Origin of the sequence: Rathayibacter sp. AY1D1 (assembly GCF_002932635.1) — a bacterium.
Classification (GTDB): domain Bacteria; phylum Actinomycetota; class Actinomycetes; order Actinomycetales; family Microbacteriaceae; genus Rathayibacter.
The window spans coordinates 81,936-98,156 of sequence record NZ_PSVY01000007.1 but is presented as its reverse complement, the minus strand read 5'-3'; the positions used below and the strand labels follow the sequence as shown (position 1 = coordinate 98,156).

The window sequence follows — 16,221 nt, the reverse complement described above, 5'->3', positions numbered from 1 at the left end:
TCGATCAGCAGGCACCGCCCCCTGCGCGTCCATCTGCGGGAACTCGATCGGCCCGCTCCCCGCGTTCGCGCCATGGGATCTCGATACGCGCGCCGCGCGCGCTACCCGATCAGCATGTTCCGTCGACCCCCGTTTCCGCGGGCCTCCCGCGAAGCGCAGCCCACCCGGACCCGACCGCGAAGCGGAGCCCACCCGGACCCGACCGCGAAGCGGAGCCCGGCCAGACCCGACCGCGACGCGGAGGCCCCCCGCGGCGACCGCGAAGCGGAGCCGTCCTCAAAGCGTGTCCTGGTGGGCGGTCGGCGGGGCCTGGTGGGGTCGATCGCAAGGCGGAGGCGTCGGGCGTAGCGGCGCTACGTTCGTCGCCGACAACGCCGCGAGGGGCCCCACCAGGCCCCGCCGACCCGATTACATGCCGGTGTCGAGGCCGGAGTAGGCATGGAGTCCCTTGAAGAACACGTTGACGACGCCGAAGTTGAACATGACGGCGGCGAAGCCGACGATGGCGAGCCAGGCGGAGGGGGTGCCGCGCCAGCCGCGGGTGGCGCGGGCGTGGATGTAGCCGGCGTAGATGGTCCAGATGATGAAGGTCCAGACCTCCTTGGTGTCCCAGCCCCAGTAGCGGCCCCAGGCCTTCTCGGCCCAGACGGCGCCGGCGATGAGCGTGAAGGTCCAGAGGATGAAGCCGAGGATCGTGACGCGGTAGGCGAGGTTCTCGAGGGTGAGGGAGCTGGGCAGGGTGCGCAGGAAGCGGAGGACCGAGCGGGGGCTGTCGCCGGAGGATTCGCGGCGGGCCTGGAGGAGCTGGGTGACCGAGAGCGCGAAGCCGAGGGCGAAGAACGCGGTGCCGAGGATCGCGACGAGCACGTGGATGACCAGCCAGTAGGACTGGAGTGCCGGCGGGAGCGGGACGACGGCGACGTAGTAGTTGACGGTCGCGATGCCGAGGAGCACCAGGACGAGGCCGGTGATGAACGCTCCGAGGAAGCGGAGGTCCCAGCGCAGCTGGACGGCGAGGAAGACGCCGATGATGATGAGCGTCCCGGTCATCGAGAACTCGTACATGTTCGCCCAGGGGACGCGGCCGGCGGCGACGCCGCGGAGGACGGTCGCGCCGAGGTGGAGCACGAAGCCGAGGAGCGTGAGCGAGAACCCGATGCGCATGGTCTTCGAGCGGGCGGGGGCGCGGTAGACCTCGTCCTCGACGCGGCTGCCGATGCGGGAGAGCGTCGCGGTGCGTCCGGAGCCTGCGGCGGCGACGGTGGCCTTGCCGCTGGCCGCGCGGTCGGCGGCGGCCGCGGAGGCGACGCGCTCCGCCTCCTGCACGACCTCGATCGACTCGCCGTCGGCCAGGGAGGCGCGGCGGGCGAGGTCGATCGCGAAGAAGACGAACGCCATGGCGTAGATGCCCATGGCGGAGGAGAGGCACAGCACCGAGTACTGCGAGAGGGTCGCGATCACCTCCTCAGGGTAATCGCTCGCCGCCCCGCCCGCCCCTTCGCGCTTGCACAGACTCGGCCCCTGCCCAGCCGGGCGGCGCCTGTGGAGGGGCCTCCGGCGCGTCCTGGAGCCGGGTCAGTCGAGCGGGGCGTGCCGGTCGGCGATCGTCCGAACGGCGCGCACCAGCTGCGGGTCCTCGCCGCGGGCGAGTCCCGCGTACTCGAGGAGCAGGCCGCCGTCGTCCTGAGCGGTCGCCTTCACCCATACGCGGCGCCGCGGGACGAACAGCGAGGTGAGGAGTCCGGCGAGCACGAGGATCGCGAAGAGCAGCACCCAGCCCTGGGTCGCGTCGTGGTGGATGTCGAACGAGGCGAAGCGCTTGACGCTGTCGGTGCCGATCCGCGTGGGGTCGGCGCCCGTGTTGTCGAAGGTCACGCTGCCGAGCCCGTTCGGGAGCTCGGCCGTGTCGCCGGGCTTGAGGGTGATCGGCGCGACGCCGGTGGTGCCGCCGGTGAGCCGGGTCAGCGAGTCGGTGTTGAGCACGTAGACGGATGTGGGCACTCCCCCGTCGAGGCCGAGGTCGCCCGCGAAGACGTTCAGCGAGAGCACGGGGTACTGCAGGTCGGGGAAGATCGAGGTCGACGCCCCGGAGGCCAGCGTGTCCTGCGTCGGGTAGAAGAAGCCGGTGAGGCCCAGCTGCTCGGAGAGCCCGTCCGGCACCTTCACGACGCCGACGGAGGTCAGGTTCGCGTCCTGCGGGAGGAACGGCACCGAGTCGGTGAAGATCGCCCGGCCCGAGGGGTCGCGGACCGTGATCGTCGGGGCGTAGCCGTTGCCGAGGAGGTAGACGTTCGTGCCGCCGATCGCGAGCGGGTCGTTGACCTTGATCGTGCGGTCCTCGGTGCCCCCGCCGCGCTCGGAGGTCGTGACGTTCGCGGTGAAGTCGACGGGCTGGCCGAGCGCCGACTGGTTCTGCTCCTCGTACTTCACGTCGAGGCTGTCGAGGGTCAGCTGGTACGGGTCGAGCTGGCTGCTGTCGAAGAAGCGGCCGGGGTTGAAGGAGTCGTAGGCCGCGAGGTTGTTCGCGAACCCCTGGGAGCCCTCGACCAGCACGCGCTGCCCGCTGTAGCCGAATCCGCCGCCCACTCCGACGGCGACGAGGATGCCGACCAGGGCGGAGTGGAAGACCAGGTTGCCGGTCTCGCGGAGGTAGCCGCGCTCGGCCGAGACGCTCGACCAGCGGCCGCGCGGGTCGTCGTAGCGCTCGACGCGGTAGCCCGCCCGGCGCAGGACGGAGTGGGCGGAGGCGACGGCCTCCTCCTCCGTCGCGCCCTCGACCTCGCGGACGGTGTAGCCGGCGAGGCGCTGCAGGCGCGCGGGGGTGCGCGGCGGGCGCGACCGCATCGCCTGGAAGTGGTGGCGCGTGCGCGGGACGATGCAGCCGATCAGGGAGATGAACAGCAGCAGGTAGATGCTCGAGAACCAGGCGGAGGTGTAGGTGTCGAACGCCTGCACCCTGTCGAGCAGGGGCGCGAGGTCGGGGTTGTCGACGAAGTACTGGGTCACGCCGTTGGGGTCGGAGGAGCGCTGCGGCACGAGCGATCCGGGGACCGCCGCGATCGCCAGCAGCAGCAGCAGGAACAGCGCCGTGCGCATGCTGGTGAGCTGGCGCCACATCCAGCGGAGCCAGCCGGTGAACCCGAGCGCCGGCTGCGTGACGGTGCCGTCGGAGTCGTAGTGGTCGGCGGGGCGGAAGGAGGCGTCCGTCCTCCGCTGCGCGGCCTCGTCGGGGCGGCGCGTGCTCTCCTCGGGCTCAGATCGCCGGCTGGAAGCCATCGATCACCGCCGAGAGGGATCCGTAGACGAGGGTGTTCCAGATGCCCGTGACCATCAGGACTCCGATCAGGACGAGGGCGGCGCCGCCGAGGATGTTGACCACGCGGATGTGGCGCTTCACGAAGGCGAGCGTGCTGGTCACCCAGCTGAAGCCGAAGGCGACGAGGAGGAAGGGGATGCCGAGTCCGAGGCAGTAGACCAGGGCGAGGAGGGCGCCGCGCCAGGGCGAGCCCACGCCGTAGCTGAGGGCGAGGATCGAGCTCAGCGTCGGGCCGAGGCAGGGCGTCCAGCCGACGCCGAAGACGATGCCGAGCAGCGGCGCTCCGATCAGCCCGGTGGCGGGACGGATCCCGGGTCGGAGCGTGCGCTGGAGGAACGAGAACTGCCCGATGAAGACGAGCCCCATCGCGATCACGACGAGCCCGAGGACGCGGGTGATCAGGTCGGTGTACTGGCGCAGCCAGAAGCCGACCGTGCCCGCCGCCGCCCCGTAGAGGACGAACACCAGCGAGAATCCGAGCACGAAGAGGAGCACCCCCAGCACGACCCGGCGGCGTCCGCGTGCCGCGCGCTCGTCGGCGTCGGTGAATCCGCCGACGTAGGCGAGGTAGCCGGGCACCAGCGGGAGCACGCAGGGCGACGCGAAGGACACGAGCCCGGCCAGGAGCGCGATCGGCACGGCCAGCAGGAGCTGACCGCTGACGACGATGTCGCCCACGCCGCTACTCCCCCTCGGCGAGCGTGTCGCCCACGAGGGTCGAGAGGATCGACGCCTCCTGGAGCTGGCCGAGGATGCGCGACGCGACGCGCCCCTCCCTGTCGAGGACGAGCGTCGTGGGCACGGCGTTCGGCGGGACGGTGCCGGTGAAGGCGAGCTGCACCGACGAGTCGGTGTCGACGATGGAGGGGTAGCCGAGCCCGAAGGTCTCGGCGAAGGCGGCCGCGGTGGGGGCCTGATCGCGCACGTTGACGCCGACGAACGACACGCCCTTGTCGGCGAACTCCGTGTTCACCGTCTCGAGGTCAGCGGCCTCGGCGCGGCACGGGGCGCAGCTGGCGTACCAGAAGTTGACGACGACGACCTGCCCGGCGAGGTCGGCGGAGTCGATGGTGGCGCCGGTCTCGTCGGTGCCGGAGAAGACGATGGGGTCGTCCCGGTCGGCGGCGGCGATCTCGGTGACGGTGCCGTCCCCCGAGATGTAGCCCTTGTTGCTGCCGTTGCGGTACTGGTCGGCGAGCGGATCCTCGGAGCAGCCCGTCAGCGCGAGCGCGGCGGCCAGCGCGAGGACGCCCGCTGCGCGGAGCCGCCCCGTCCGGCGCATCAGACCGCTCCCACGTCGGTGGCCAGGCCCTGCAGGCCGGCGGCCGGGTCGGAGTAGCCGACCTCGACGAAGCCGTCCCCGCGCCGCTCGAGGGTCGTGATGCTCGAGAGCGCGCAGCGGCGCTTGCGCGGATCGTGGAAGAGGCGCTCGCCGGCGAGGGCGCGGTGGACCGTCCAGATGGGGAGCTGGTGGCTGACGATCGCGGCGTCGCCCTCCTCCGTGCTCTCCCACGCCGACTCGATCGCCGCGTACATCCGCGCCGAGATGGAGAGGTACGGCTCGCCCCAGCTGGGCTCGAAGGGGTTGCGGAGCCAGGGCCAGTGCTTGGGGTTCCGCAGGGCGGAGCTGCGCGCGGCGAGGGACTTCCCCTCGAAGCGGTTGCTCGGCTCGATCACCCTCTCATCGGTGCGGATCTCGAGCTCGAACGCCTGCGAGATGGGCTGCGCGGACTCCTGCGTGCGCTGGAGCGGCGACGCGATCAGCGCCGTGACGTGGCGCCGGCGCTCGAGCAGGTCGTCGGCGGCGGAGCGGGCCATGCGGTGGCCCAGATCCGAGAGCCGGAAGTTCGGGAGTCGTCCGTAGAGGACCCGGTCGGGGTTGAACACCTCGCCGTGCCGCACGAGATGGATCTGATCGGCAACCACGAGCGTCAAGTGTACGGAACGCGGCGTGGGGGAACGCCGGGAAAGGGTCGCCTGAGCCGGACCTGAGCGGAGCCTCAGCGGCGCGCCGAGACCGCCGCCGACAGCCGCCGCACGAGCGGTCCGGGCAGGTGCCGTACCACGGCCATCGGGACCCCGAAGCGCACCGACGGCACCGAGACGACGGAGCCGCGCGCGACGTCGCGGAGGAACTCCTCCACCACCGCGTCCGCATCGAGCCAGAGGAAGGAGGGGATGGAGGAGGTGTCCATCGCCGCCCGCTCGTGGAACTCGGTGCGCACCCAGCCCGGGCAGAGCGCGGCCGAGCGGACGCCGGTGCCGCGCAGCTCGACGGCCAGCGACTGCGCGAAGGCGGTCGCCCACGCCTTCACCGCGGAGTAGGGACCGAGGTGCACGAAGCCCGCGACGCTCGAGACCGTGAGGATCGCGCCGCGGCCGCGGGTGGTCATCGCCTCGGCCGCCGCGCCCGAGAGCACGGCGACCGAGCGCACCATCACCTCGAAGGCGCGGTCCTGGGCGGCGACGTCCGGCTCGGCGAAGGTCCCGTCGATCCCGAAGCCGGCGTTGTTGACGAGGACGCGGACCGGACGGGCCGGATCGACGAGCCGCGCGCGCACGCGCTCGACCTGCTCGCGGTCGCCGAGGTCCGCGGGCAGGACCTCGACCGCCGCGGCGCCGAGGCCGCGCAGTCCGGCCGCCGCCTCCTGGAGGCGCTGCTCGCTGCGGGCGACGAGGACGAGGCTCCAGCCGCGGCGCGCGAACGCCCGGGCGAAGGCGAGGCCGATGCCGGAGGACGCGCCGGTGATCAGTGCGGTGCTCATGCTCCGACGCTACCCGTCGCCGCCCGGCGGCCCCCGAGTAGACTCCCCTACCGTGACCGACGAGACCCGCCTCCCCCGAACCACTGTCAAGAAGCTCGCCGCGCTCGAGGACGGACCCGTCCGCGTGTCCGGCTGGGTCGAGACCGTGCGCGACCAGAAGAAGGTGCAGTTCGTCGTCCTGCGCGACGAGTCCGGTGCCGTGCAGCTGGTGAACCCGGCCGTGCGCGAGGCCATCGAGGGCGACGACGCGTCGGCTGCGCGCCTCGCGATCACCGAGGAGATCTCCGGCCTCGCCCAGGGCTCCTTCATCACCGTCACCGGCGCGCTCAAGCACGACGAGCGCGTGAAGCTCGGCGGCATCGAGGTCAAGCTCGAGACGCTCGAGGTCGTCGCCGCGTCGATCCCGGAGGCGCCGATCGCGCCCGACTCCGGCATCGACAAGCGCATGGACTGGCGCTTCCTCGACCTGCGCCGTCCCGAGCAGAACCTCATCGCCCGCGTGCAGACCACGTTCGAGCACGCGCTGCGCACGTACTGGATCGAGCACGACTTCATCGAGATCCACACCCCGAAGCTCATGGCGAGCGCCTCGGAGTCGCGGGCCGAGCTCTTCGAGGTCGAGTACTTCGAGACGAAGGCCTACCTGGCGCAGAGCCCCCAGTTCTTCAAGCAGATGGCGCAGCCCGCCGGCTTCGGCAAGGTCTTCGAGGTCGGCCCCGCCTTCCGCGCCGACCCCAGCTTCACCTCGCGTCACGCGACCGAGTTCACGAGCGTCGACGCCGAGGTCTCCTGGATCGACTCGCACGAGGACGTCATGGAGCTGCACGAGCAGCTGATGGTCGCCGGCCTCACCGCCGTCGTCGAGAAGCACGGCGCCGAGGTCAAGGCGCTCTTCGACATCGACCTGACCGTCCCGACCACGCCGTTCCCGCGCATCCCGCTCGCCGAGGCCAAGCGCATCGTCGCCGAGCGCGGCTACGAGGTGCCCCGCGCCGACGACGACATGGACCCCGAGGGCGAGCGCCGCATCGCGGCCTACATGCAGGAGGAGTTCGGGCACGACTTCGTGTTCCTCACCGACTACGCGTCGAGCATCCGGCCCTTCTACCACATGCGCCGCGAGGGCGACGGGACGATCACCAACAGCTACGACCTCATCTACAACGGCGTCGAGATCTCGACCGGAGCGCAGCGCGAGCACCGCGTCGACGTCCTCGTCGAGCAGGCCCGCGAGAAGGGCCTCGACCCGGAGGAGCTCGAGTTCTACCTCGACTTCTTCCGCTACGGCGTCCCGCCGCACGGCGGCTTCGGCATGGGCCTCTCGCGCGTGATCATGCTGATGCTGAACCAGGCGAACCTCCGCGAGGTCACCTACCTGTTCCGCGGCCCGACCCGCCTGCTGCCCTAGGCGCGCACCACGGTCGCGGGAACCCCGGACCATCGAGACCGCCGCGGACGGCGGGTCCCCTCGACGGGCCGGGGTTCCCTCGCGCCAGCGGCTAGGGAGCCGGCAGCACCACGAGGTCGAGGTAGTCGGCCAGGCACGCCACCATGTCCACCGCGTCGCGCTCGAGCAGCCACTGCAGCTGCACGCCGTCCCAGAGCGCGATGATCGACGCCGCCACCCGCTCCGGATCGGACCCCTCGCGCAGGCGCCCGGCGGCCTGGAGCTCGCGCAGCTCGGCCGCGTACTCGCTGCGGAGGCGGCGGAACCGCGCGGCGAAGAAGTCGCGCCCCGGGTGCTCCTGCGTCGTCGACTCGCCGCAGAGCACGGCGTACAGCTCGATCACTCCGGGCGCCGTCTCGTTGTAGCGGGTCTGCCGCAGGATGCCGGCGACCAGCCCCTCCTCCGGGTCCGGCGGCGAGGAACCGTCGCCCGTGATCAGGTCGCGGTGCTCGAGGACCGCGAAGAGCAGGTCGGTCTTCGACGGGAAGTAGTGCAGGAGGCTCGTCTGGCTGAGCCCGACGCGGTCGGCGACCTCCTGGAGGGAGCCGCGGGCGTAGCCCCGCGCGGCGAAGACCTGGTGGGCGGCCTCGATGATGGCGCGGCGGCGCTCGGCCGACTTCGCGTACGGGCCGCGTCGCCTCGTCGCCTCCGCCATCGACCCCTCCTCAGCACTGGAGGCGCCTCGCCGTGCCCCTCGAACGGCCAGCGTAGCGGCGGCGGAGGAGCAGTGCCGCCAATTTCGAGTACCTACTCGAATTCGTGGTAGCGTCCCGATCATCGCCGGGTGAGACTCCCCGGCTCTCCACCACGACGAAGTGAGGGAAGATGCATCCGTTCACCCGGAGACAGCTCATCGCCGCCGGTCTCGGCACCGCGGCACTCGGGAGCCTGACGGCCTGCGCGACACCGGGCACCGTCTCGGTCAACACGGCGCCGACGATCGCCCCGGCCACCGGCCCGGTCCGCCTGCAGTACTGGGGCTGGCTGAAGGACCTGCAGAAGGTCTGCGACGTCTGGAACGCCTCGCACCCCGAGATCCAGGTCGAGGCCGTCTGGATCCCCGGCGGCAACGCGGGCGGCTACCAGAAGCTCTACTCGGCCCTCGCCGCGGGCGGCGGGCCGGACCTCGGCCAGGTCGAGATCCGCTCCGTCCCCGAGTTCATGCTCGTCAACGGCCTGGTCGACCTCACCCGGTACGGCGTCGAGCAGTACCGCGACCTGTACGACCCCACCCTCTGGGGCCAGGTCAGCTACACCGGCGGCGTCTACGGCATCCCGCAGGACAGCGGCCCGATGGCGCTCTTCTACCAGCCCGAGGTGTTCGGGAAGGTGGGTGCGGAGCCGCCGACGACCTGGGACGACTGGGCTGCGGTGGCGACGGAGCTGCGCGGAGCCGGCTCCTACATCGACTGCTTCCCGCTTGCCGACGCCTCGGTCTTCGCCGCGTTCGCGACGCAGGCCGGCGCGCAGTGGCTGCGCCCGGAGGAGGACGGCTGGGTCATCGACATGACCGACGACGCCACGACGCGCGTCGCCTCCTTCTTCGACACGGCCATCGACCAGGACCTGGTGCAGACCGGCTACGGCGCCTACTCCCCCGCGTGGTTCGCTGCCGCGGCGAAGGGCGGCATCGCCTCCTGCGCCACCGGCAGCTGGGGCGACGCCCTGATCGAGGGGGTCAGCGGAGGCGCGGGCAAGTGGCGCGCTGCTCCCATGCCGGTCTGGGGCGACACCGGCTTCGGCTCGAGCTTCCTCGGCGGATCGACCGCGGCGGTGTTCTCGAGCAGCAAGCACCCGGAGGAGGCGATCGAGTTCGCCGTCTGGATGACCACCACGCAGGAGGGCATCGACGCGATGATCGCCAACAGCGGCATCGGCTGGTCTCCCGCGGTCGGCGAGATCGGCACGGCCCGCAAGGGTCCGAGCGACTTCTTCAGCGGGCAGAACTACAACGAGGACGTCCTCGTGCCCGCATCGAAGGAGCAGAACCCGGACTGGTCCTGGTGGCCCGTCACGCAGCAGTCCTTCAACATCCTCAGCGACGGCTTCCGGAAGAAGGCGTCGGGGCTCTCGCTCGTGGACGCGGTCGCCGAGGCGGAGCAGCAGATCATCACGGTCTTCGAGAACAAGGGCCTGAGCATCAGGAGGGCCTCCGCATGACCACCACGACCTCCCCCGCCGACGCCGCGGTCGCGGCCACCACGCGGACGCCGGGCGCGCCCCGGCGCAGCCGCGCGGTCGCCCGCGCACCATGGATCCTCCTCGGACCCTTCCTGGCCCTGTTCGTCCTCACGTTCATCGTCCCGATCGTCGTCGCCGTCGGCTCCAGCTTCACGAAGGTGACGCGCTCCGGCCTCTTCGGCGAGGCCGGGGTCACCAGCGGGTTCGCGGGCTTCGACAACTACGCGCAGGCCCTCGCCGACGGCAACTTCATCGCCTCCATCGGGCGGATGTTCCTCTTCGGCATCGTCCAGGTGCCGGTGATGATCGCGCTCTGCACCGTCCTCGCGCTGATGCTCGAGTCGGCGTCGGCGAAGTTCCCCGGCTTCTTCCGGGCGGCCTACTTCCTCCCCTACGGAGTGCCCGGAGTGATCGCGACGATCCTGTGGTCGTTCCTCTACGTGCCCGGCCTCAGCCCGCTCATCGACGCGGCGAACGTGGTCGGGCTCCAGCCCGACTTCCTCGGTGCGGACACGGTGCTCTGGTCGATCGCGAACATCTCGCTCTGGAGCTACACCGGCTACAACATGCTGATCATCGTCGCCCAGCTCAAGGCGATCCCGGTCGAGCTCTACGAGGCGGCGAAGGTCGACGGCGCCTCCACCTGGCGCGTCGCCCGCAGCATCCAGCTGCCGCTCATCCGCCCCGCGCTGGTGCTGACGACGATCTTCTCGATCATCGGAACGCTCCAGCTGTTCGCCGAGGCGCAGGTGCTGAAGACGGTCGCTCCGGCGATCGACAGCCAGTACACGCCGAACCTCAGCGCGTACACCACGGCCTTCGCCTACAACGACTACAACGTCGCCGCCGCCCAGGCCGTCCTGATCGCGCTGGTCGCGTTCCTGCTCTCCTTCACGTTCCTCTCGATCTCGAACAGGAGGTCGTCATGAGCCGCACCGAGACCCCGCCGACCACGACCACCGGAGTCGTCACCGCCGACCGCCCCGTGAAGGCCGGACGCGGGCCCGACCGCTCGGCCGGCCGCAACCGCGCCTCGACCATCATCGTCACCGCGATCCTCGTCGTCGTGGCGGTCTACTTCCTCATCCCCGTCTACTGGGTCGTCGTCGCGGCGACCAAGACGACCGAGGACCTCTTCGCCACCTACGGCTTCTGGTTCGCCCCGACGTTCGCGCTCTGGGACAACCTGACGCAGGTGCTGACCTACGGCGACGGCATCTTCGTCCGCTGGTTCCTCAACTCCGTCCTCTACGCCGGAGTGGGCGCCCTGCTCGCGACCTACCTCGCCGCGGCGGGCGGCTACGCGCTGGCCAAGTACAAGTTCCGCGGCAGCAGGCTCGTGTTCGGGACGATCCTCGCGGGCGTCCTGGTGCCGGGCACCGCGACCGCTCTGCCGCTGTTCCTGCTCTTCAGCCAGATGGGCATCGCGAACACCTACTGGAGCGTGCTGATCCCCTCGCTCGTCTCGCCGTTCGGGCTGTTCCTCTGCCGGATCTACGCTCAGGCGACCGTGGACACCGCGATCATCGAGGCGGCGCGCATCGACGGCGCCGGGGAGCTGCGGATCTTCCACACGCTCGGGCTGCGCATCCTGACTCCCGCGCTGGTCACCGTGTTCCTCTTCCAGCTGGTCGGGATCTGGAACAACTACTTCCTGCCCCTGGTGATGCTCTCGGACACGAACCTGTTCCCGATCACACTGGGACTGAACAACTGGCTCGGACAGGTCGACCGCCTGCCCGAGTTCTACGAGCTGACGACCGGCGGCGTCCTGCTGTCGATCATCCCGCTCGCCATCGCCATGATCGTGCTGCAGCGCTTCTGGCGCGGCGGCCTGACGGAAGGCTCCGTGAAGTGACGACTCCCCCGACGACCTCCCACTACCTGACGGACACCGGACCGGGCTCCGGCCGCCGCCGGGCCCCCCGCTCGTGGCTGCACACCGACGCCCCGGCGCTCCCGCTGGACGGGGAGTGGCGCTTCCGCCTGCTCCCCGCCGCTCCGGGGACCCCGGGCGGCGCCGGCGTGCTGCCGGAGGGCGAGGGCGTGGACGCCGTCGGGGACGAGTCGTTCGACGACTCCGGCTGGGACCTGATGCCGGTGCCCTCGCACTGGGTGCTGCAGGGCGACGGGCGCTACGGACTGCCGGTCTACACGAACGTGCAGTTCCCGTTCCCGACCGAGCCGCCGTTCGTGCCGGACGCGAACCCGACGGGCGACTACCGCCGCACTGTCGTGGTCCCGGAGGAGTGGGACTCCGCCGAGGCGGTCGTCCTGCGCTTCGACGGGGTCGAGTCCCGCTACCGCGTCTGGGTCAACGGCGTCGAGATCGGGATCGGCTCCGGCAGCCGGCTCGCGCAGGAGTTCGACGTCACCGGCGTCGTCCGCCCGGGCGAGAACCTCGTCGTGGTCCGCGTGCACCAGTGGTCGGCCTCGAGCTACGTGGAGGACCAGGACCAGTGGTGGCTGCCGGGGATCTTCCGCTCGGTGCACCTGCTCGCGCGCCCCGTCGGCGGGATCGAGGACGTGTGGCTGCGCTCCTCCTTCGCCGGCGGCGCGGGCCGCATCGAGGCGGAGGTGACCGCCGCGGCCGACGCGTTCCCGCTGACGCTGCGCGTGCCCGGGCTCGGGATCGAGACGGTCTGGGCCTCGGCGGAGGAGATCGCCGCGATCGAGGTCCCCGAGGTCGAGCCGTGGTCGGCGGAGGCTCCGCGCCTCTACGACGCGACGCTCGCCTCCGCCGGCGAGACGGTCTCGCTGCGGCTCGGCTTCCGCACGGTCGAGATCCGCGGCGACCGCTTCCTGGTCAACGGCGAGCGCGTCGTCTTCCACGGAGTCAACCGCCACGAGACGCACCCCGACCGCGGTCGAGCGTTCGACGAGGACTCCGCCCGCGAGGACCTCGCGATGATGAAGCGCTTCAACGTGAACGCCATCCGCACCAGCCACTACCCGCCGCATCCCCGTCTGCTCGATCTCGCCGACGAGCTCGGCTTCTGGGTGGTCCTCGAGTGCGATCTCGAGACCCACGGCTTCGAGCGGGTCGGCTGGGCGGGCAACCCCAGCGACGACCCCGCCTGGCGCGAGGCCTACCTCGACCGCATCGAGCGGACCGTCGAGCGCGACAAGAACCACCCGAGCATCGTGCTCTGGTCCCTCGGCAACGAGGCGGGCACCGGCGCGAACCTCGCCGCGATGTCCGCCTGGGTGCACGGCCGCGACCCCGAGCGCCCCGTCCACTACGAGGGCGACTACACCGGCGCGTACACCGACGTGTACTCGCGGATGTACTCCTCGATCCCCGAGACCGAGCGGATCGGCACCGACGGCTCGCTCACTCCGCTGCTCGGCTGCTCCCCCGGCGAGTCCGCTCGGCAGCGCTCCAAGCCCTTCCTGCTCTGCGAGTACGTGCACGCGATGGGCAACGGCCCGGGAGCGATCGACCAGTACGAGGACCTCGTCGACCGCTTCCCGCGGCTGCACGGCGGCTTCGTCTGGGAGTGGCGCGACCACGGCCTGCGGGCGCGCACGCCGGAGGGCGTCGAGTACTACGCGTACGGCGGCGACTTCGGCGAGGTGGTGCACGACGGCAACTTCGTGATGGACGGCATGGTGCTCTCCGACGGCACGCCCAGCCCGGGCCTCTTCGAGTGGAAGCAGATCGTCGCCCCGGTGCGCCTCACGGTCCGCGGCGACGGCGTCGTCATCGAGAACCGCCGGCACGACGCCTCCACCGCCGATCTGCGCTTCGCGTGGCGGGTCGAGCGGGACGGGCGGGTCACCGCGGAGGGAGTGCTCGACGCCCCGGTCATCGCAGCCGGCGACGCCGTGCACGTGGAGCTCCCCCCGCTCGACGTGCGCCCCGGCGGCGAGACCTGGCTCACCGTCGACGCGGTCCTCGACGCCCCGACCGCCTGGGCGGAGGAGGGCCACGTGCTCTCCACCGGTCAGCACCTCCTCGCCGCGCCGTCGGCGGTGCCCGCGTGGACCCGCGCCGTCCGCGCCGCTCCGCCCCTCGAGGGCGGCGCGCTCGGAGTCGCGCGGTTCCGCGACGGCCGGCTCGCCTCCCTCGCCGGCCTGCCCGTCGACGGACCGCGCGCCGAGCTCTGGCGCGCCCCGACCGACAACGACGAGGGCGCGGGCTTCCCCGGCTACGTCACCGGCGACCCGTACGACGGCGACGGCCGCGGGATGCCGGCCCCCTCCTCCGCCGCCCGCTGGCGCGAGGCCGGACTCGACCGCCTGGTCGGCCGCGTGCAGGAGGTGGACGCCTCCGCCGGGCTCCGCCGCGTGACCCGCTTCTCGGCCGCGGACCTCGATGCGGGACTCCTGATGGAGGAGCGCTGGAGCGTCGACGGGGAGAGCACGGTCCTCCGCGTCGACCTCGTGCCGACCCGGGGCTGGGACTCCGTCTGGCCGCGGCTGGGCATCCGGATCGACATGCCCGCGTCGATCGACGGCGCGGAGTGGTTCGGCACCGGCCCGCTCGAGTCCTACCCCGACAGCCTCCGGGCCGCGCGGGTGGGGCGCTTCACGGCGGACATGGACCGGCTGACGACTCCGTACGCCCGCCCGCAGGAGAGCGGTCACCGCAGCAGCGTGCGCGAGCTGACGCTGACGGAGGCGGGCTCGCCCCGGCTCCGCATCGAAGCCGCGCGCGACCTGCACGGGCGCCTCCCCGGCTTCACCCTGGCGCGGCACACGCCGCAGGAGATCACGGCAGCCGCGCACCCGCACGAGCTGCCGGAGTCGGAGCGCGCGGTCCTCGTGATCGACGCCGCCCAGCACGGCCTGGGCTCCCGCGCGTGCGGTCCGGACGTGTGGCCCGACTTCCAGCTGCGGCCGGAGGCGCGGACGATCCTCCTCCGCTTCACCGCGGCCGGCTGAGCGCCGGGAGAGGACGAGGGAAGGCCCGCGGGATCGCGTCCCGCGGGCCTTCCCTCGTCCTCCGGACGCGTCAGTCGCTCTGCGTGCGCGGCAGCGGTCCGCCGATGAAGAGGTCCGTGTTCATGCGCCGGCGGCGCATCACGACCAGGACGGCCGCGCAGGCGACGAGCGACGCGGCGACCGCGCCGCCGCCGATCATCAGCGCGGTGGTCGGCGTGATGCCGGCCGGTCCCGCCGAGGCGGCCGTGCTGAGGAAGGCGGTGCGCGCGGCGCTGATCGCGGTGCCGCAGACCTGCTGCGCCTCCCACGGTGCGGCCGTGGTGTCGCTGTCACGGTAGGAGACGGTCACAGCTGCCGTGCGGTGCGACTCGCGGCCGAAGGCGACGACGCAGTAGACGGAGGGGTCGGGGTCGGCGATGACCGCGTCGCCCAGCGCCAGCTCGGCCCAGCCGATGGAGTCGGACTGCACGGCGACGTCGCCGGCGGCCAGGTCGGCGCGGGACCCGGAGGTCTCGAAGGCGCCCACGGCGACCTCCTCGTCGGCGTCGAAGCCCCAGACGGCGCCGCGGGGCGCCTCGGTGCTGCCGTCGCCGAGCTCGCGCGGCTCGAGCAGGAGGCCGTTGCCGGTGGAGGGCGCGAGCCGGAAGACGACCTTGGCGGCGGAGCCCTGGTCGCCCGTGAGGTCGACCGTGAAGGCGCCCGACTTGGTGATCAGCGCGGTCGGCACGGTCGCGGTGCCGCTGCCCGCCTCGAGGGTCAGCGGGGTCTTGGTGCCGTTCGGGTCGCGGAGGACCGCGGAGACGGCCTCGCCGCTGGCGAAGCCGGTGTACGAGAAGCCGACGCCGTAGAAGCGGGCGAGCTCGACGGTGAGCGCCTCCGGCTGCACGGCGAGCTCGCGGGTGAGGAAGACGTCCGCGGTCGCGGCACCGGCCGCCGGCTTCGCGCCCTCGGTCGAGGTGCCGAGCTCGGTGCGTCCGGGGGCCGACGCCGCCGGAGTGACGGCGCCCGCACCGGAGGAGCCGGCGCTGCCGGACGTGGTGGTGCCGGTTGTGGTGCCGCCGCCGGAGGTGCCGCCGGACGTCGCTCCGCCGGTGGTGCCGCCGCCGGAGCCGGAGCCGCCGGAGGACGATCCGCCGCCGGTGGAGGGCTGACCGCCGCCGGAGCCGCCCTGCTGGCCGCCGCCGGTCGAGCCGCCGCCGGTGGATCCGCCGCCGGTGGAGGGCTGGCTCGGCTGCTGGGGCGCGGGGTCGACCGGTGCCGGATCGACCGGCGCGGGGTCCACGGGCGCGGGGTCGACGGGCGCGGGGTCGACGGGCGCGGGCTGCTCGGGTTCTGCCGGCTCCTCGGGCACTCCGGGAACGGACGGCTCCTCGGGGACGCCGGGAACGGGGTCGGAGCCGCCGTCGCCCGGCTGCTCGGGATCCTCCGGCACGCCGGGGATGGTCGTCGCGGCCGGCTGCTCGACCGTGGTCGAGACCGTCGAGGCGGAGGGTGCCGCGACGGCCGCTCCGGGGAGGGCCAGGCCGAGCACGAGCGCCGCGAGAGCGGCGGCGGGCAGGGCGAGTCGGCGGGATGACGGCATGGCGGTTCCTTCCTCCACGGGCGACGATCTGCGTCCGCGCACG

Annotated in this window: 13 protein-coding genes; 5 read left to right on the top strand and 8 right to left on the bottom strand. The window is 72.2% G+C overall.

Translation table 11 applies throughout. The annotated features are described in order from the left end of the window. Positions 1 to 408: 408 nt before the first annotated feature. From ccsB to C5C56_RS07255, 6 genes are all read right to left on the bottom strand, one after another. Positions 409 to 1,413, bottom strand: coding sequence for a c-type cytochrome biogenesis protein CcsB (gene ccsB, locus C5C56_RS07280; RefSeq protein ID WP_104224871.1), 1,005 nt, complete (start codon positions 1,411 to 1,413; stop codon positions 409 to 411). Between the two features lie 162 nt (positions 1,414 to 1,575). Beyond that, entirely contained in the window at positions 1,576 to 3,276 is a 1,701-nt protein-coding gene (locus C5C56_RS07275; RefSeq protein WP_104225914.1) for a cytochrome c biogenesis protein ResB, read from the bottom strand. After that, a complete protein-coding gene (locus C5C56_RS07270; protein WP_244230512.1) occupies positions 3,254 to 3,994 on the bottom strand; it encodes a cytochrome c biogenesis CcdA family protein in 741 nt (246 codons plus the stop codon). Before C5C56_RS07270 ends, C5C56_RS07275 begins: the two co-directional genes overlap by 23 nt. Positions 3,995 to 3,998: 4 nt before the next feature. Then, positions 3,999 to 4,598, bottom strand: coding sequence for a TlpA disulfide reductase family protein (locus tag C5C56_RS07265; protein ID WP_104249773.1), 600 nt, complete (start codon positions 4,596 to 4,598; stop codon positions 3,999 to 4,001). After that, positions 4,598 to 5,242, bottom strand: coding sequence for a histidine phosphatase family protein (locus C5C56_RS07260; RefSeq protein ID WP_104224864.1), 645 nt, complete (start codon positions 5,240 to 5,242; stop codon positions 4,598 to 4,600). Before C5C56_RS07260 ends, C5C56_RS07265 begins: the two co-directional genes overlap by 1 nt. Positions 5,243 to 5,316: 74 nt before the next feature. Next, positions 5,317 to 6,081 carry an SDR family oxidoreductase gene (locus tag C5C56_RS07255; protein ID WP_104262951.1) on the bottom strand — a complete coding sequence of 255 codons (765 nt, stop codon included), beginning with the start codon at positions 6,079 to 6,081 and terminating at the stop codon, positions 5,317 to 5,319. 52 nt (positions 6,082 to 6,133) lie between these two features. Between C5C56_RS07255 and aspS the strand changes: the two genes are divergently transcribed. After that, entirely contained in the window at positions 6,134 to 7,489 is a 1,356-nt protein-coding gene (gene aspS / locus C5C56_RS07250) for an aspartate--tRNA(Asn) ligase (RefSeq protein ID WP_258065615.1), read from the top strand. 91 nt (positions 7,490 to 7,580) lie between these two features. On the opposite strand, the gene C5C56_RS07245 is transcribed toward aspS, so the two are convergent. Continuing rightward, the gene (locus tag C5C56_RS07245) at positions 7,581 to 8,183 is read right to left on the bottom strand and encodes a TetR/AcrR family transcriptional regulator (RefSeq protein WP_258059745.1); all 603 of its coding nucleotides are present in this window, start codon (positions 8,181 to 8,183) and stop codon (positions 7,581 to 7,583) included. Between the two features lie 170 nt (positions 8,184 to 8,353). Here C5C56_RS07245 and C5C56_RS07240 point away from each other — a divergent pair, with 170 nt between their 5' ends. The 4 genes from C5C56_RS07240 to C5C56_RS07225 are packed head-to-tail and all read left to right on the top strand — an operon-like array spanning position 8,354 to position 14,596. Beyond that, positions 8,354 to 9,688, top strand: a complete 1,335-nt coding sequence (locus C5C56_RS07240) for an ABC transporter substrate-binding protein (protein ID WP_104224859.1) — start codon at positions 8,354 to 8,356, stop codon at positions 9,686 to 9,688. After that, the gene (locus tag C5C56_RS07235) at positions 9,685 to 10,638 is read left to right on the top strand and encodes a carbohydrate ABC transporter permease (RefSeq protein WP_104224858.1); all 954 of its coding nucleotides are present in this window, start codon (positions 9,685 to 9,687) and stop codon (positions 10,636 to 10,638) included. The genes C5C56_RS07240 and C5C56_RS07235 overlap by 4 nt, the downstream gene beginning before the upstream one ends. Further along, positions 10,635 to 11,567, top strand: coding sequence for a carbohydrate ABC transporter permease (locus C5C56_RS07230; RefSeq protein WP_104319305.1), 933 nt, complete (start codon positions 10,635 to 10,637; stop codon positions 11,565 to 11,567). The genes C5C56_RS07235 and C5C56_RS07230 overlap by 4 nt, the downstream gene beginning before the upstream one ends. Continuing rightward, positions 11,564 to 14,596: a glycoside hydrolase family 2 TIM barrel-domain containing protein gene (locus tag C5C56_RS07225; protein ID WP_219813877.1), complete on the top strand. Its 3,033-nt coding sequence runs from the start codon at positions 11,564 to 11,566 to the stop codon at positions 14,594 to 14,596. Before C5C56_RS07230 ends, C5C56_RS07225 begins: the two co-directional genes overlap by 4 nt. A 70-nt stretch (positions 14,597 to 14,666) precedes the next feature. Here the strand turns inward: C5C56_RS07225 and C5C56_RS17780 are convergent, their stop codons facing one another. Continuing rightward, positions 14,667 to 16,178, bottom strand: coding sequence for a hypothetical protein (locus tag C5C56_RS17780; RefSeq protein WP_181127442.1), 1,512 nt, complete (start codon positions 16,176 to 16,178; stop codon positions 14,667 to 14,669). Positions 16,179 to 16,221 lie beyond the last annotated feature (43 nt).

Bases quoted from the DNA above. Each gene is read 5' to 3' on its own strand.
- C5C56_RS07265 (WP_104249773.1), bottom strand. From the start codon at position 4,598: ATGCGCCGGACGGGGCGGCTCCGCGCAGCGGGCGTCCTCGCGCTGGCC.
- C5C56_RS17780 (WP_181127442.1), bottom strand. From the start codon at position 16,178: ATGCCGTCATCCCGCCGACTCGCCCTGCCCGCCGCCGCTCTCGCGGCG.
- C5C56_RS07255 (WP_104262951.1), bottom strand. From the start codon at position 6,081: ATGAGCACCGCACTGATCACCGGCGCGTCCTCCGGCATCGGCCTCGCC.
- C5C56_RS07275 (WP_104225914.1), bottom strand. From the start codon at position 3,276: ATGGCTTCCAGCCGGCGATCTGAGCCCGAGGAGAGCACGCGCCGCCCC.
- C5C56_RS07240 (WP_104224859.1), top strand. From the start codon at position 8,354: ATGCATCCGTTCACCCGGAGACAGCTCATCGCCGCCGGTCTCGGCACC.
- C5C56_RS07245 (WP_258059745.1), bottom strand. From the start codon at position 8,183: ATGGCGGAGGCGACGAGGCGACGCGGCCCGTACGCGAAGTCGGCCGAG.
- C5C56_RS07235 (WP_104224858.1), top strand. From the start codon at position 9,685: ATGACCACCACGACCTCCCCCGCCGACGCCGCGGTCGCGGCCACCACG.
- ccsB (WP_104224871.1), bottom strand. From the start codon at position 1,413: ATGGGCATCTACGCCATGGCGTTCGTCTTCTTCGCGATCGACCTCGCC.
- C5C56_RS07230 (WP_104319305.1), top strand. From the start codon at position 10,635: ATGAGCCGCACCGAGACCCCGCCGACCACGACCACCGGAGTCGTCACC.